15 protein-coding genes and 1 riboswitch are annotated in these 16,757 nt (G+C 42.6%); of the genes, 8 read left to right on the top strand and 7 right to left on the bottom strand.

Annotated elements, in window-relative coordinates; translation table 11 throughout:
* Window positions 1–31: 31 nt before the first annotated feature.
* The 5 genes from QT711_RS16865 to QT711_RS16845 all read right to left on the bottom strand — a co-directional run bounded on the left by QT711_RS16865 (window position 32) and on the right by QT711_RS16845 (window position 6,435).
* A complete protein-coding gene (locus QT711_RS16865) occupies window positions 32–1,861 on the bottom strand; it encodes a peptide-binding protein (protein WP_317946198.1) in 1,830 nt (609 codons plus the stop codon).
* Between the two features lie 137 nt (window positions 1,862–1,998).
* Complete coding sequence (locus QT711_RS16860; RefSeq protein ID WP_317946256.1) at window positions 1,999–3,030, bottom strand: ABC transporter ATP-binding protein; 1,032 nt, start codon at window positions 3,028–3,030, stop codon at window positions 1,999–2,001.
* A 2-nt stretch (window positions 3,031–3,032) separates the two neighbouring features.
* A complete protein-coding gene (locus QT711_RS16855) occupies window positions 3,033–4,022 on the bottom strand; it encodes an ABC transporter ATP-binding protein (RefSeq protein WP_317946196.1) in 990 nt (329 codons plus the stop codon).
* 514 nt (window positions 4,023–4,536) lie between these two features.
* Window positions 4,537–5,286, bottom strand: coding sequence for a cyclase family protein (locus QT711_RS16850; protein ID WP_317946194.1), 750 nt, complete (start codon window positions 5,284–5,286; stop codon window positions 4,537–4,539).
* 18 nt (window positions 5,287–5,304) lie between these two features.
* Window positions 5,305–6,435, bottom strand: a complete 1,131-nt coding sequence (locus QT711_RS16845; RefSeq protein ID WP_317946254.1) for a methionine biosynthesis PLP-dependent protein — start codon at window positions 6,433–6,435, stop codon at window positions 5,305–5,307.
* A 157-nt stretch (window positions 6,436–6,592) separates the two neighbouring features.
* Window positions 6,593–6,698, bottom strand: a riboswitch (SAM riboswitch).
* A gap of 139 nt (window positions 6,699–6,837) precedes the next feature.
* Here QT711_RS16845 and QT711_RS16840 point away from each other — a divergent pair.
* Together QT711_RS16840 and QT711_RS16835 are read left to right on the top strand one after the other, a co-directional pair.
* Complete coding sequence (locus QT711_RS16840) at window positions 6,838–7,173, top strand: DMT family transporter (protein WP_317946192.1); 336 nt, start codon at window positions 6,838–6,840, stop codon at window positions 7,171–7,173.
* A gap of 1 nt (window position 7,174) precedes the next feature.
* Window positions 7,175–7,489 (top strand): DMT family transporter, encoded by a 315-nt coding sequence (locus QT711_RS16835; RefSeq protein WP_317946190.1) that lies wholly within the window; start codon window positions 7,175–7,177, stop codon window positions 7,487–7,489.
* 73 nt (window positions 7,490–7,562) lie between these two features.
* Here the strand turns inward: QT711_RS16835 and QT711_RS16830 are convergent, their stop codons facing one another.
* The gene (locus QT711_RS16830; protein ID WP_317946188.1) at window positions 7,563–8,399 is read right to left on the bottom strand and encodes a CPBP family intramembrane glutamic endopeptidase; all 837 of its coding nucleotides are present in this window, start codon (window positions 8,397–8,399) and stop codon (window positions 7,563–7,565) included.
* 135 nt (window positions 8,400–8,534) lie between these two features.
* Between QT711_RS16830 and QT711_RS16825 the strand changes: the two genes are divergently transcribed.
* The gene (locus QT711_RS16825) at window positions 8,535–10,205 is read left to right on the top strand and encodes a PucR family transcriptional regulator (protein ID WP_317946186.1); all 1,671 of its coding nucleotides are present in this window, start codon (window positions 8,535–8,537) and stop codon (window positions 10,203–10,205) included.
* Window positions 10,202–10,633 (top strand): hypothetical protein, encoded by a 432-nt coding sequence (locus QT711_RS16820; protein WP_317946184.1) that lies wholly within the window; start codon window positions 10,202–10,204, stop codon window positions 10,631–10,633. Before QT711_RS16825 ends, QT711_RS16820 begins: the two co-directional genes overlap by 4 nt.
* Window positions 10,634–10,761: 128 nt before the next feature.
* Here QT711_RS16820 and QT711_RS16815 read toward each other — a convergent pair whose 3' ends face one another.
* Window positions 10,762–10,977 carry a hypothetical protein gene (locus tag QT711_RS16815; RefSeq protein WP_317946182.1) on the bottom strand — a complete coding sequence of 72 codons (216 nt, stop codon included), beginning with the start codon at window positions 10,975–10,977 and terminating at the stop codon, window positions 10,762–10,764.
* A gap of 210 nt (window positions 10,978–11,187) precedes the next feature.
* On the opposite strand from QT711_RS16815, the gene QT711_RS16810 reads away from it, so the two are divergent.
* From QT711_RS16810 to QT711_RS16795, 4 genes are read left to right on the top strand one after another with little or no spacing between them, the layout of a single operon-like run.
* Window positions 11,188–12,378, top strand: a complete 1,191-nt coding sequence (locus QT711_RS16810) for a M24 family metallopeptidase (protein WP_317946252.1) — start codon at window positions 11,188–11,190, stop codon at window positions 12,376–12,378.
* A gap of 19 nt (window positions 12,379–12,397) precedes the next feature.
* A complete protein-coding gene (locus tag QT711_RS16805) occupies window positions 12,398–13,600 on the top strand; it encodes a M20 metallopeptidase family protein (protein WP_317946180.1) in 1,203 nt (400 codons plus the stop codon).
* A 16-nt stretch (window positions 13,601–13,616) separates the two neighbouring features.
* Complete coding sequence (locus tag QT711_RS16800) at window positions 13,617–15,065, top strand: aldehyde dehydrogenase family protein (protein ID WP_317946178.1); 1,449 nt, start codon at window positions 13,617–13,619, stop codon at window positions 15,063–15,065.
* A 60-nt stretch (window positions 15,066–15,125) separates the two neighbouring features.
* Entirely contained in the window at window positions 15,126–16,751 is a 1,626-nt protein-coding gene (locus tag QT711_RS16795) for a BCCT family transporter (RefSeq protein WP_317946176.1), read from the top strand.
* Window positions 16,752–16,757 lie beyond the last annotated feature (6 nt).

Below are 16,757 nucleotides of genomic sequence, written 5' to 3'. Positions count from 1 at the left end.
AATTTGCGTATACTCTCCAATTCCATTCATGTTATTCCGCGTCGTTTACCCACCATTCATGAGAATCTTGATACATGGATTGTGGAAGAACTTTAATTCCTTGAATGCGGTCATTGTAAGCCCATAGGCTGTTTTGTGCATAGAGGAGTAACGCAGGCAATTCTTCAGAGAAATGTTTTTGCCATTCAGCATATACTTCTTTTCTGAAATCTTGATCGAAAGCTTCAGGTGCTTTAACAGCTTTTTGCATAAGTTCCTCTGATGTAGGGCTGTTCCAACGAGAGAAGTTATAGCCAGCTCTTGTAGCCCATAGACCTGATGGATCTGGATCGGTACTGCTCAAGCTCCAACCAATTAGATAAAGATCCCAATCCGTATTGTCGTTTGTTAAGCCAGGAACGTATACGGACATTTCTGCTGGTTGACGCAAGTTCACTTTAATACCAGCTTTCTCTAAATCAGATTGGATAATTGGTGCAGAACGCTCACGCAATTCATTACCTGTTGGGTAGTCAAGATTTAACACCCACTCGTTGCCATCCGGATCCTCACGGAAACCGTCTCCGTTTGCATCTACATAACCTAGCTCATCCAAGATGGATTTTGCTTTTTCTACATCGTAATCATAAGACGTAGCTGCGGATTCATCGTACGCCCACATTTGTTGAGCGATTGGCGAATTGATCGGTTGACCGCGTCCGTGTAGTAAACCTTCACCATGCCCGCTTCCGACAAGACCTTGACGGTTGACAGCATGAGCGATCGCTTGACGCACTTTCGGGTCAGACAATTTTTTGTTCGGCACCCAATTGTCTGGATTAATTGTTCCAGAGTCAACGTCTGCAGTCGTTCTGTGATTCAACTTGAAGCCCATCAGTTGGTAACCAAAATCGGCTTGTTCAATGATTTTGATATTCCCGAAATCAGCAACGATATCATGGTCAGCTGGAGCGATTCCTCCTGGGCTTGCAACGAAATCGATTTCACCTTTCTCGAGCAATCCAATCATGACGGACTGTGCAATAACTTTCCAGACAATGCTATCAAGAAGAGGTGCACCTTGCCAGTAGTCATCGTTGCGATCAAGGATATATTGTTCGCGCTCTACCATATCCGTGAATTTAAATGGTCCAGTACCAATTACTTTACCAGGCTCTTTAGACTCAGCAGCTTCAGGGATATCTTTTACAGCCATTGAGCCGAAAATATGCTCAGGGATGATTGGGAAACTTGCATAGTAAAGTGGAGATACGTTTGGCTCTGCAAACTTAAATGTTACTTTATAGTCTCCATCTGCAACTACACCTTCAAAAGTATCTGTTTCCCCAGATTGGTAGGCTTCGTAGCCGAGTAATGGAGCGACATAATTGACACGTACTCCACCTGCGTTTTCGTATTCAGGATCGGACATCGCTTTGTATGTGTAGACGACATCATCAGCTGTGAAAGCCTCACCATCGTGCCATTTAACGCCTTCTTTTAAGAAGAACGTAACTTCTGTTTGGTCATCATTTAATTCCCATTTCTCTGCAAGACTTGGAATGAACTCAAGTTTATCGTTTTGTGTTACTAATCCTTCGTGTGTGAAATCTAGAATGTTTGCTTCATAAGCTTCTTCATAGAAAATTGGATTGAACATGCCCGTAGGTGCCGAGTACATAGCCCCGGTAATTGTTCCACCTTTTTTAGGACCGTCATCCGTTGCTTCATCTCCATCCTTATTCTCATCCACTTCCGTTGAATCGGGCTCATTATTATCAGTTGGTTTGGCATCACCGTCTTTGTTACATGCAGCAAGAATCATTCCTACCATCAACACTAAAATGAGTAGCGCAAATCGGTGTTTAAAATGTTTCAACAAATTAGTATCCCCCTTTGTTTTCAATAGTTGTAAAACGAATGAAACCTTGCAACTTTGTCGCGGCCATCACCCCCCTAAATTTTCAAGATGTTAATGAAATATTGCTTCTCCACAAAGACACAGATGCTTCAGTATATTTATTGCTCACTATATAAATGACAAGCGACAAAATGGTCCTTTTCCACTTCCATTAGTTCTGGCCTGTCAATGGCACATCGGTCATGCGCTTTTGGGCATCTTGTTCTGAACGTGCAGCCCGAAGGCGGGTTTGCTGGACTCGGTAAATCCCCGGATAGTTTTATTTTCTCCCGTACGGATGATGGATCTGCATGCAAGTCGATAACCGGAATGGAAGATAGTAGAGCTTGTGTGTAAGGATGCAATGCGTTTTCGTATAGTTGCTTTTTGGGCGCAATTTCAGTGAAACGCCCTAAATACATGACAGCGACCCGATCACTAATATGCTTGACTACACTCAAGTCATGGGCAATAAACAAATACGTGAGACCTAAGTCGTCTTGTAAATCTTTCATCAAGTTCAGTACTTGGGCTTGAATGGATACATCCAATGCGGATACCGGTTCGTCACAAATGACAAACTTCGGATTTAACACAAGCGCTCGAGCAATACTGATTCGTTGACGTTGTCCACCAGAAAATTCATGCGGATACTTTTGTAAATCATCTTTCCGCAATCCTACCTTCTGGATGACCTCAACAACTTTTTGTTTCCTTGCAGACTTGGCTAACTTTCCTTGTACAATCAAAGGTTCTTCAATGAGTTGTTCTACACTCATTTTGGAATTCAATGACGCAAAAGGATCTTGAAACACCATTTGCATATCTTCCCGAAACGGTCGTATTTGTCGTTGACTTAACGTAGTAATATCAGTTTGATTAAAAATAATTTGTCCCTCTGTTGGATCCAGCAACCTGATAAGAACACGACCAAGCGTAGACTTACCTGAACCAGATTCGCCAACGATCCCGAGTGTTTCACCTTTACGAATTGTGAAGGATACATCATCCACTGCCTTCAACTGACCAATGGTCTTCTTTATTACACCACCCTTGATCGGAAAATATTTTTTCACATTGTGTACTTCCACCAAATTGTCTTCAGAAAGTAATTGCTGTCCATCTCCAACCGAATGCTGTTTTGTCACCATTGTCATTTGCTGTTCACCTCTTCTTTGTACAGATGGCATCGGACATAATGATCTTTCGCATATTCCAGCAACTCTGGGTTTGTCTGCCTGCATTTATCCATTACAAATGGACATCGGGTAGAAAAACGACAGCCGACAGGAAAGTTATAGGCTGCAGGAACGGTGCCTTTTATTGTTCCTAATCGTTCAACATCTTCATCAAGCTTCGGCAAACTACTTAATAGCCCTTGTGTATATGGGTGTTTCGTCAATGACAACAATTGCTTCGTTGGTGCTTGTTCCACAATTTGTCCACCATACATGACGATGACCCGATCAGAATACTCATATACGACGCCTAAATCATGTGTGATTAAGAGAAGTGCCATATTGTACTTTTTTTGCATTTCAAACAGTAGATCTAGTATTTGCGCTTGAATGGTGACATCTAAAGCGGTCGTCGGTTCGTCTGCGATAATTAGCTCCGGTTCACATGAAATGGCCATCGCAATCATGACACGCTGTCGCATTCCACCTGACAGTTGATGTGGATATTCTTTGATGATTTCCTCGGGGCGGGGGATACCGACGATTCGTAACAACTCAATCGCCTTTTGTTGCGCGATTTGCTTAGACACTTTCTTGTGCTTTCGGATCATCTCAGTGATTTGATTGCCAATTGTAAAAACAGGATTCAACGCAGTCATCGGTTCCTGAAAAATCATGCCGATATGATTTCCACGAATTGACGTCATCTGCTTCTGTTTCAACGTGAGGAGATTCCGATCTTTTACGTGAATACTCCCGTCTACTATACGACCAGGTTTGTTAATGAGCTGCATAATGGAAAGTGCAGTAATACTCTTCCCACTGCCTGACTCACCAACAATCGCAACGGTTTCTCCAGGAAATACAGAAAAACTGACATCATCGACGGCTTTTGCAACCAAATCTTGATCTAAATAAAAATACGTTTTTAACTTCTGGACATCCAATACCGGCTCACTACTCATACAGACACTCCATTCCGTTCCTTTTAGTAATGCTCTTCAGTCTAGGAAACAAGAGATTTACAAATCTATCAATAAATTAATCAGATAATTATATACAATGCTAATGATAAGAAACAGAATTGTCAATGTTTTATTTAGTAAAATATTGTAAGGTGTAGTAAAAAGCTGTCGATTTTTGTAGTTTTAGGAATTTGTTTCGCGAGAGGTAATTTACGAGTGGCGAAATAGATTGAGTAGTTCATGGAGTTTTTTTAAAACCACATTTTTTTGAATCGCGACAGAAGGAGTGCTGCAAGCAAAAATAGTAAGCCCGCAAAATAATTAAGCGGCGACAGGCTCCTATATAGCAGGGGATATAGGAAAGGGGGAAATTATAAAACCGCATACCTCAGAAATGGTACATCTCTGATGCATGCGGTATTAATAGTGACGGAGCTTTGTTAAATTATAAGGAGTAGCCTAATTTATACAGGTTGGCTTATGTTCCGACCGCTTATACTATTGACTAACTGTATTAAGGCAAAATCGCAAAAGAGCGGACAGGGAATCCAGATGCTTTTTCTGGTTTTGGAACAATATTAAAAATGACTGCACCTTTCGCTGGTACTTTATCCAAGTTCGTCAATAATTCAATTTGGTACGTGTCTTGTTCTAATACATAATATTCACCTTCAAGACTACCTTTTTCACGGAAATCTGCTGCCGAATCCGTATCAAATGTTTCGTGTCCAATCGCTTTTACGTTCCGTTCTTCAAAAAGGAACTTCAGAGCATCGAGTCCCCAACCCGGGATGCGATTATTGCCATTAGCGTCTTTGTTGTTAAAGGCTACATGATCCGGCCAACGTTTACTCCAATCCGTACGTAACGCTACAAATGTTCCTTCTTCAATTCTTCCATATGTTGCTTCAAAATCAAGGATATCTTGAACACTGCAGGTGAAATCATGATCCGCCTCAGCGTTATTTGATTGATCGATGACGACTAGCGGCAAGACGAGTTCTTTCAATCCAAGTTCATCTAAATAGCGAGTATCGCGTACGAAGTGTATGGGTGCATCGATATGAGTCCCGTACTGCCCAGGAAATGAGAATTTTTGCGCGAAAAAGCCGTCATCATGCGTAAAGAGAGTTTCAAATTTTGCATCCTCAAACATGAAAAAATGAGGGGAGTCAGGACCGAAGGAGTGGGTTAGATCCACCCATTCTTTGCTCTTAAGAAGTTGAAGTGCAGCTTGGAGTTCATTTGTCGTTTGTACAGTCATTTCAATCACTCTCTCTCATTAGGTAGTCGAAATAGGTACTAATCGGGAAGCGGTCTTCAGTGCTTGTTTAAAATCGGCAATCAAGTCCTCTGCCTCTTCCAGTCCAACAGAAAAACGCAACAATCTCTTGTCAACGCCCCGTTTCTCCCGCTCTTCCTCAGGAATATCAGCGTGCGTCTGGGTTGTCGGATAGGTAATGAAACTCTCTACACCTCCTAAACTTTCAGCAAACGTAATTAGACGTAAGTTTTCCAAAAACGGTCCTACCCAACTACTTTCTCGTAGACGGAATGATAGCATGCCACCTTTACCTGCATACAAGACGTCAGTTACCAATGGCTCGTTTTGCAAATACGTTACAAGTGCTTTTGCATTCGCATCATGTTGCTTCATCCGGACATGTAACGTTTTTAGACCACGGACGACGAGCCAAGAATCGAATGGAGAAAGCGTTGCACCGATAGCATTATGATTCTCCCCTAACCGTTGGCAAAGAGATTCTCCTTTAGCGACAACAAGACCAGCAAGAACATCATTATGTCCACCGATATATTTTGTTGCGCTATGAATGACGATATCGGCACCCAGGTCAATCGGTTTTTGATAATAAGGCGTTAAGAATGTATTATCCACAATTAGCAATAAGTTGTGTTTTCGAGCGAGTTTTGCATAATGTTCAATGTTAATTTCTACCATCAGTGGATTTGTCGGTGTTTCAATGAACAACGCTTTTGTTTGACTGGTTACTAGTTTCTCCGTTTCTTCAACTGAGGCAAATGCCGTGTACGTCGTTTGGATTCCGTACAATTTTTCATACTGGTCAAATAGACGGTATGTGCCTCCGTATAGATCATCTGGAGCAATAATCGCATCTCCAGATTTGAATAACGAGAGGACGAGTTGAATAGCAGCCATCCCTGAACTGCATGCAAAACCTGCATCCCCGTTTTCCAGGTCAGCAATTCCTTCCTCCAGTATAGTCCGTGTAGGATTCTTTGTGCGGGTGTAGTCATAACCGGTCGACTGTCCAAGACCATCATGTTTGTAAGCAGTCGATAAATAGATCGGAGGGTTAATCGCGCCAGTCTTCTTATCACTTCCATTCCCTAATTGCACAAGTTTTGTATGTATACTTTGTTCAGTCAACATGCCCATCTCCTCTGTTTTTTTGTCTAAGTTTTGTTTTACGAGTTGAATGAAATACACTAGACTGCTAGCAATACATTGCGTACCAGCACAAGCTCGTTCATTAAAAAAAGACCTCATCCGGAATAAGAAGAGGCCTTCAACAAAGTTGAAATCAATCTTCTTATCTTTAAGACGTATACGCCTTTTGGAATTAGCACCATACCAAAATCGGGCTGGTTGCTGAGACGTCAACGGGCCAATCCCTCGGTCTCTCTTGATAAGAATAAAAAATATGGAATTGTTTTAAAAATTACATAACTAAAGTTATCATGATTTTAACGAGATTGCAAGCAGGAATATCAAAACCATAGCGACTGTTTGCTATAATGGATGGACTTAATAGAATGAAGAGGAGGCCATCCAATGGCTTGGCTATATGTATTGCTCGCTGCTGTTGTGGAGATTTTTTGGGTAATCGGACTACGCTATTCTGATTCTACACTCGAATGGATTGGAACTGTCGTTGCAATTATCATCAGCTTTTATGCGATTATTAAAGCGTGTGAGAAATTGCCTGCCGGTACAGTATATGCAGTTTTTACGGGATCAGGTGCAGCTGCAATTGTCATCATTGATTTCGTAATGTTTCATGCGGAGTTTACGATGATGAAGGTGCTTTTTATCGCGATTATCATCACCGGGGTTATTGGTATTAAAATGACGACCGGTGAAAAAGAGACGGCTGAAGGAGGCGAATGATGTGGCATGGCTTTATTTAGTTGTAGCAAGTTTGGGAGAAATACTAGGCGTATTCAGCATTAACTTGTTTCTCAAAAAAAAGAGTTGGCAACGCTTATTGCTCATTATTGTCAGCTTTTCCTTAGGTTTTCTATTCCTGTCCTTAGCAATGCGGGATATTCCGATGGGGACGGCGTATGCGATTTGGACGGGCTTGGGCGCTGCGGGAGCTGTTCTGATGGGCATCGTATTTTTCAAAGAGGCGGCAGGGTGGAAACGAATTTTTTTCCTTAGTTTAATTATTGGCGGTGCAGTCGGGTTAAAGCTGTTTAGTTGAATACATGAACGGAAGACGTGTGGTACCAAGTAGCATGATTGGTTCCACACGTCTATTTGTTGTTCGTATAATCTTACTGTTCCGGTTGATGTGTAAGATGGCCTTCTCTCATAGAACCGAGGCCTTTTCCAAGCTTAACAGTTATGAAGATTGTTAAAAGTGTACTAACTACAAGCATTATACTAATCGGGAATGCTTTGCCGGTAATATCTTCTTTTGACAAGATTAAAACACTCTCTAGCCAGTCGGTAGGTACAAAACTTAGAATGACCGCGATCGTATTGTTCAGGATGTGCATCATGATTGGGAGCAGTAAATTTCCTGTCCGTAAATAGAGTAAGCATGCAATGACGCCGAAGAAAAATGCGCCGATAATGTCACTATGCAAGATGCCGAACAGTAGACTGGAAATGAGAATTCCACCCCACATCGATGTTTTTAACATGATGCGATGTAAAATGACCCCTCTAAAAAAGAACTCCTCTACAATCGGAGCAAGAACGGAAATGACAAGAATTTCAAAAAAGAGATAGAAAGGATTTGTTGGAAAAGGCACTTCTTCCATTAATAAATCGACTAAAATGGGAAGAATCGGTTCGATTGTAAAGAGCGTCAACCAAAAAGTGCTTAAAGAAAAGCTGATTGCTACCACAACGATTGCACATATTGGGAGAACCCATTGTGCACTTCTGCTAAAAAATACTACTTGTTTAAGAGAAAATGGTTCTTTTCGATAGTAATGATAAAAGAAAATGAAAGGCACAACAATGTACATGATGATGGATAAACAAGTTGTTATGAAGCCTTCATCTGCACCATAGAAAGTGGAAAAGATAGCGATCACAACAAACCCAATGAATCCGATAATACTGAGGCCAAGTAATAGCCGAATTTTCATATGATTAAACAAAATTACACCTCCTATCGTTAATCGTATTGTAAAATGCATCCAAAATACAAGAATGTACCTTTTTAATCTAGTTGTGCGAATTGTGATACGATAGTGTGAATGACGAACGGCAAGTGTTGGAGGTGTTTCGTAGCAATGAATTTGCCTGTTAAAGAGATTTTAGCATTTCCGATACTTCGGAGCGCTACTGTCAAAACTGGTCAGCGTGCGTTAACGGATCGAGTTGTCGAATGGGTTTCGGTCATTGAAAACCCGGTTGAGAATTTTGTGCGGGAAAATGAGTTCGTTTTGACGACAGGTATTGGTTGTAACCAGGATGAAGAGCAGCTGTTACGGTTTGTTGAAGATGTCTATGAATCTGGTGCATCAGCGTTAGCAATCGCGACGGGCAGACACGTTTTTGACATACCGCCAATTGTGTCTAGGTTTGCTGAGGAACGCAATTTCATTCTCATTGAAATCCCGTGGGAAATACGATTTGCTGATATTGTGCATGAGATTATGCGGCATTTAATGGATGACCGAATTGAGCAAGACGAGCGCCCGAAAGATATACAGCAGCAATTGATTCAAATGATATTGGAAGGGCGTACGATACAAGTGATTGCAGCGTTCATAGAAGCTGAAATCGACAAACAGGTGTTAATTGTGAATGACAAAGGTGAAATGGTAGCCGGTTCAGCAAACGTGACAGCTGTCCAATCATTATGGAATGAGATGAAACAAAACGCCGTACACGTGCAAGAATCCCATCATCCACGGTATTCAGAGTTGCGTAAAGTAGGAAGAAGCGGGCAACAACTCTATCAGTTTGCCATTAAGTCAAATGGTCAGTTCAAAGGGGATTTCTTCATCTTATCGACAGATGAAAATCCGTTGAAGCGTCATGAATTGACGATTGCTGAACAGGCTGTCGTCGCTACTTCTTTATGGTTTTCAAGAAATAGTGCGGTTATGGAAGCGGAAGGGCGCATGCAAAATGAGTTTCTGTTAAGTTTGGCCATCGGAAAAAATATGACGACCGAACATATTCAAGCGCACGCGGATTTGTTTAAATATGATCTCGAACTCCCATACGTGTGCATCGTTGGGCTTCCCGAAAACTTAGGTAGCTTAATCTTCCAACAATCGACTCAATCCGTATCTCGAAAGACCGACTTGGAGTATATGAATTCGTATATTAAAGATGGGATATTCTATGCCGCTGATAGTATAAACAGAAGAGTATTATATGCATTTAAAGACGATATCATTCTCATTTTTCTAGAGACAGCCGTTGCCACAACGGCCGATACGGTCAATCAATTTTTAGACTTGGTAGAGAGACGATTCCTTCATCTATTACCTGGTGTTCAGTTTTCATGGGGCATCGGCAAACGAGTAGAAGGGACTGCAAACTTTAAAAATAGCTACCAAAAAGCAAAAGCGGCTTTAGATATGGGAAGGGGACAAGTAGGGATTGGCAAGCGAACTCATTTTGATGATACGCAGTTAAGTAGTCTCTTTGTCCATTTAATAGCAAATGAAGAAGTGAAACAAATTTTACTGTCGGTCATTTCACCATTGCTAGCATATGATGAAGGGAAAGGGATGGACTTAATTCAAACGTTTTCAGTCTATCGCAAGACGAGCGGAAATGTTAGTAAAACAGCACGTGAACTTAATTTGCATAGGCAATCACTGTTATATCGCCTACGCAAAATTGAGTCACTTACAGGCAAATCTTTAGTCAACCCTGATGACTTATTTTTACTAGAGTTCGCTGTGAAACTATGGTCAACCGGCTTGGTGGATAAAACCGAGTGACGTATCAGCTAGAGGGGGACGTGAAAGTGTTCAATCTTCCAAACTACAAAATTTTACTTGTCTCTAAGGATCAACTTGGTCATTATTTGAAAGTGCGTATTGAATTGCAAGATGGTCCAATTGATATCCGTTGGGATGTTGATGAATTGACGTACGGAGAAATCCGTTCCATTACGCGGAACAATTACTTTGATTCGTTGGCGAAAGATTATTACTTTGAGTTGTTGCCCTTTGCCTCTGCCTACAAGGATGAATTGAACAAACCTACGTACGAAGGAACGATCCGTTGTGTGCAAGGAGATCGAGCAAAGCGAATCGACTTTATCTGTTCGGAGCAGTTTGCTGGGAATTTGGAGTGGTTGCGCCAACAAGAGCGTACTGTAAATGATTTGGCGATTGTCAGATGGAATGAAGATAAATGTGTATGAGAAATTATAGACGTCAAAGGACTACATTACGATGTAAAAAATGTACCGTGAGGGCTAAGTTTACTAAACTTGGCTTCTTACGGTTTTTTTATTTAATGAAGAGGGCTGTTGCACAGTGACGCCAACTGTTATCGTTCCATCACATCAGTTTTGCAGTTTGTTTTTGGTGACTTGTACAAATCGTTCGTCGCGGGCCAAAAGTGGAGCATCCTCACTTCTTCCAAAGTTCTATCAATCACTTTCAGGTTCCTATCAATCATTTTTTCACTACTATCAATCACTTTTTCGATTCTATCGTTCACTTTCGAGCTTCTATTATTCACTTTCACAATTCTAACGACCATTTCAGGCCTTTCCACCTACTAAATCCTTATCCTAATACCGTGTATACGCAAGCCTAAAAAAGTTGTATGAAAGGAACGATCAAAACTTCATACAAAATAGCGGGTGAATTTAAAGTATTCAGTCTATATGATAGAGATATGAGGTGGATTAGCTAAACAAATAAAGTTGCTTGGATGTTGGCGATAACAAAAGGAGGTTATTATGACATGATGATTCCATTTACTGTGGAGGAATACCATGGTCGATTGACGCAGACAAAGTTACGAATGCAGCAAAAAGGATTGGATGTATTGCTCATTACAGATCCAGCAAATATGAATTATCTTTCAGGCTATGATGGTTGGTCGTTTTATGTAGATCAAATGCTGATTGTCAGTTTGGATCGGGTCCAGCCGATTTGGATAGGACGGAAGATGGATGCGAATGCAGCTAAAGTGACGACATGGTTGTATGAAGACAATATTCTTTTCTATCCTGAGGACCATATTCACTCACAGGAAAGACATCCGATGGAATTCATTGCAGGCGTCCTACAACAATTGGGATTGGCTCCATGCAGGATTGGACTTGAAATGGCTTCTTATTACTTCTCGGCTCTGGCGTATGAAAAGCTGAAGAAGAGTTTGCCGGACGCACGCTTCCAAGATGCAAGTTTACTCGTGAACCATGTCAGACTCATTAAATCCAATCAAGAAATTGACTATATCCGTCGAGCGGCAAAAATTGCAGCAATTGGCATGCAATCCGCAATTACTTCCATACAGGAAGGAGTACGTGAATGTGATGCAGCTGCTACGATCTTTAAGCATCTCATAAGTGGTACAGATGAATTCGGAGGCGATTATCCATCAATTGTGCCGTTATTGCCTGCGGGTAAAAACACGTCGACTCCGCACTTAACTTGGACAGACCGGTATTATACAGAAAATGAAATCGTCATTATTGAACTGGCAGGTTGTCATCGACGCTACCATGCTCCGATGGCTCGGACGCTATCTCTCGGAAGGCCATCAGAAGAAGTGACGGAAACATCGAAAATTCTTGTTGAAGGATTGAACACAACAATTGAGGCGGTTAAACCAGGTGCGACTTGTGAAGACGTGGAGATGGCTTGGCGAAAGGTCATCTCAAAATACGGGATTGAGAAAGATTCACGAATGGGTTATTCCGTAGGGGTCGGTTACCCTCCAGATTGGGGCGAACATACAGCGAGCATCCGAAAGGGCGATCAAACTATTCTTCAACCGAATATGACATTTCATATGATCCCAGGGCTGTGGTTTGACGATTATGGAGTTGAAATAAGCGAAACAATCCGTGTTACCGAAACTGGATGTGAAGTGTTAACTGAATTTCAGCGGGAGCTTATCATAAAAGATCAAATAGACATTGCGATATAGAAGAGAGGAGGTAGAAGGAATGCGTGTGGAAGAGCATGCTGGGCGATGCAGAATTGAACTGCAACGACAGTTGATTGAATGGCGGAGACATTTCCATCGCAATCCAGAGCTTAGTTTCCAAGAAATCGAAACCGCCCGATTTGTGGCAACTACATTAAGTGGGTTTGAAGGGATGACCGTTAAAACCGGTGTTGGAAAAACTGGTGTAGTGGCGACATTATCAAACGGACCAGGCAAGACGGTTGCAATTCGGGCGGATATGGATGCACTTCCTATTACAGAAAAGAGCAATCATGATTACGTATCGAAGAACCAAGGTGTCATGCATGCATGTGGGCACGACGTCCATACAGCAATCTTGCTTGGTGTAGCGAAAGTTTTGGCGGAAAAAGCGAAGGTTCACGCATTCACCGGGACACTCAAACTTCTATTCCAGCCGGCAGAAGAAGCAACAGATCATGAGGGTCTGTCAGGTGCACCACGTATGATGCAAGAGGGTGCTCTAGATGATGTAGACAACATCATTGCGTTGCATGTTTGTCCATGGCATGAAGTTGGTGTAATTCAAGTGAATGCAGGTTACAGTATGGCGAGTGTCGATGTGTTCCATGCGACAATTCGAGGAACTGGTGGACATGGGGGGTATCCGCATGTAGGAACAGATCCAGTGTGGATGCTAGGTTCCGTGTTGCAAGCGTTTTACAGTTTGCCGACGAGAAGACTATCTCCATTAGATACTGCTGTTGCAAGTATCGGTGAAATCAACGCAGGTTCTGCGAGTAACGTTATCCCGGCAGACGTTTCAGTGACAGGTACCCTTCGCGCCTATTGCCCCAAAGTGAGAGAGCAATTGATTGCTGAAGTGGAAAAGGCATTTAAAATTGTCGAGCCGTTAGGTGGTGCCTATACATTCTCAGTTGTCCGTGGAGAACCTGCATTATCAAATGATTCAACAGTGACGCAGGTCATTAAAGAGGTAGTTGCGGCGCACAAACAAACTTACAAAATCGTTGAGGAGCCGTTCGGTCTAGGTGGAGAAGATTTTGGCTATATGACGCAAGTGGTACCGGGAGCAATGTTCTTTCTTGGTTGTATGCTACCAGACGGTATAAGAAGGGATTTGCATACAAATCAATTTGATATTGACGAGCGATGTCTTGAAATTGGTGTCGACCTATTAGTTGACACAGCGATTGCTTTATTGCATCGCTCAGACAACTAAAGAGGGGGAGACAACGATGGAGACGAAAGTTTACGGAAAACCGATGTACGTGGCTGGAAGATGGGTAGAAAAGGAAGCGGTCATTGAAGTGAAGAATCCACAAGATGGATCCTTTATCGCGCATGTACCCGCAGCGACTGAAAATGATGTACTGATGACCATAAAAGAAGCGGAAAGCGGAGCTAAAACAGCCGCGAGTATGCCTGTTCATGTACGGATGGCCGTGTTGCACAAAGCTGCCGACTATATTGAAAAACATCGAGATACGTTCGCAACGACGATCGCTTTGGAAGGAAGTAAAACCATCCGGGAGGCAAACGGAGAAGTGACAAGGTGCATCCAGACGTTACGATTAAGTGCAGAAGAAGCAAGAAGAATTAAAGGAGAAACCATCCCTTTCGATCAGACAGAAAGTGGAGAAAATCGAATCGGCTATTATACGAAATTTCCTATTGGTCTAATTGCGGCGATTACGCCGTTCAATGATCCGCTAAATTTAGTGGCCCATAAAGTCGGACCGGCAATCGCTTCTGGCAATGCAATCATTGTAAAACCAGCAACTGCAACGCCGTTGAGTGCACTCCTGCTTGCCGAAGCGTTTGACAATGCCGGCTTGCCACCAAAAGTGTTATCGGTTATTACTGGAAATGGCCGGATCATCGGTGACCTGTTAGTTTCGCATCCTGCAATTAGAATGGTGTCTTTCACAGGAGGATTGGAAACCGGCGAGGAAATTGCGAAAAAAGCGGGGCTGAAGAAACTGAGCATGGAGCTCGGTTCGAATTCACCGGTCATTGTAATGAAAGATGCGGATATGAATGAGGCTGTAGAGTGCACTGTGGCAGGTGCGTTTAGTGCGGCTGGCCAAAACTGTCTTGGTGTCCAACGGATTTATATCGAGCAAGAAGTTTTTGAACAATTCACCACACAGTTTGTCCAACGTACTCGTCAATACAATGTAGGGGATAAATTGTCCGCATCGACGGATATGGGTCCTTTAATTAGTGAAAAGGAAGCAATAAGGGTGGAAAGTTGGGTACAGGAAGCGGTATTGGAAGGGGCTGAGCTGTTAGTAGGCGGCGTTCGAACAGGTGCGTTTTATTCACCGACCGTCTTAGTGAATGTTCCTATGCATTGTACCATTGCCCAACAGGAGATATTTGGACCGGTTGTTTTGTTATATCCAGTAAATCGTTTAGAGATGGCCATTGAGCTAGCTAATAACGTCAATTATGGCCTGCAAGCAGGTATTTTCACTGCAAACATTGAAAACGCTTTCAAAGCAATTCAAGGGTTGGAAGTCGGCGGTATCCTTATTAATGATAGTAGCGATTTTCGAATTGACGGCATGCCGTTCGGAGGAGTGAAAGGTTCTGGACTTGGCAGAGAGGGAGTGAAATTCGCCATCGAAGAAATGACCGAGACAAAAGTAGTTAGCTTCAAGTTAGGGAGCTTGAAAGGATGATATTAAAGCTCTGTGAACTTAAGTAAGCATGTCATTCACAACTAAAAAGGAGAAGCATATATGGAAAGAAATACAACACCATTGAACAGTGTATTTTGGATTTCTGCCACTGCAGTCACTTTTCTAGTCATCTGGGGAGTTGTGGATGCTGTTGGATTGTCGCAGCTGGCAAACAGAGCATACGACAAAGTGGCTGACGCTTTTGGCTGGTTCTATCTCATTTCCGTTCTCGTCATCGTGTTGTTTTGTGCGGGACTGGCAATTAGTAAATACGGGCGCATTAAGCTTGGGCGGGACGATGAAAAGCCGAAGTACTCCTACTTTGCATGGATAGGTATGCTATTCAGCTGTGGTTTTGGGGCTGGTCTGGTTTTTTGGGGCATTGCAGAGCCGATGAACCATTTTGCACAGTCTCCAATTGGAGCAGAAGGACTTACGCCCGAAGCAGGCAGACTCGCCATGCAATATTCCTTCTTCAACTGGGGCGTTCACCAATGGTCGGTCTTCACAATTGTGGGCTTATCGTTAGCGTATATGCAGTTTCGAAAAAAGGAAAAAGGGATGATCAGTGACACGCTCGATCCACTAATAGGTAAGCAGAAAAAAATGTCATTACGCAAGACAATTAATACGCTAGCCGTCATCACAACCGTGTTAGGCGTCGCGACCTCTTTAGGGATGGGCATTTTACAAATAAACGGCGGTTTAAATTATGTATTTCAAGTGCCGCAAAATACAACGATTTTACTTGTAATTGTTTTAGGATTGCTTGCGTTGTATTTACTATCGACGCTAACGGGATTAGATAAAGGTATTAAGTTTCTCAGCATATTGAACATGTGCTTGGCAATTGGCATGATTGCTGTCGTCCTCTTTTTAGGACCAACAACGTTTATTTTTGAAGCTTTTGCGCTCGGTGTCGGTGATTACGTCCAGAACTTCTTCAGTATGAGTTTAGGCATGTCACCGTATGACGGCAACAGTTGGTCGAAAGCGTGGACGGTCGGCTATTGGGCTTGGGTAATTGCATGGTCGCCGTTCGTCGGGGCATTTATCGCGAGGATTTCAAGAGGGCGGACGATAAGGGAATTTGTATTCGGAGTCCTCGTTGTTCCTCCATTCATTGCAGTCGTGTGGATAGCCGTCTTTGGAGGCACTGCCATTCATATGGATCTGTTCCAAGGTACGAATATTGCAGGTGCAGTTCAACAAGACGTGACGAGTGCGCTTTTTGCTACTTTCGGTAACTTCCCGATGAGTACAGCCCTTTCCGTCATCTTCCTCTTGTTAATTGTCACATTTTTAGTGACCTCAGCTGATTCAGCAGCATTCGTATTAGCGATGATGACTTCTGACGGCAATCAGAATCCAAGTAATTTATTAAAAGCGGTATGGGGTGTGTTAATGGCTGCGATCGTTGCTGTGCTTATTAACAGCAGTGGTTTACAAGGTCTACAAACCGCCTCACTCATTGCTGCACTGCCGTTTTCCATCATTTTACTCCTGATGGGCGTATCGTTGTTAAAAACAATAAAGGCGGACGAACGAATGGGATTCGCAGTGGAAGAAGATGGAGCGGTTTATGAAACCGAGACGATGCCGCGAAAAGAACAAAAAGAAAAAGCGTATCAACTCGTTGAGGCGCGGTCGGTCGTTGAGGCTAGACCGGTTTTACCGAAAAAATAAATTTGG

Origin of the sequence: Sporosarcina saromensis (assembly GCF_033253735.1) — a bacterium.
Lineage (GTDB): Bacteria > Bacillota > Bacilli > Bacillales_A > Planococcaceae > Sporosarcina > Sporosarcina saromensis.
Note: the sequence above shows the minus strand (reverse complement) of the source record. Positions and strands in the feature narration are given on the sequence as shown.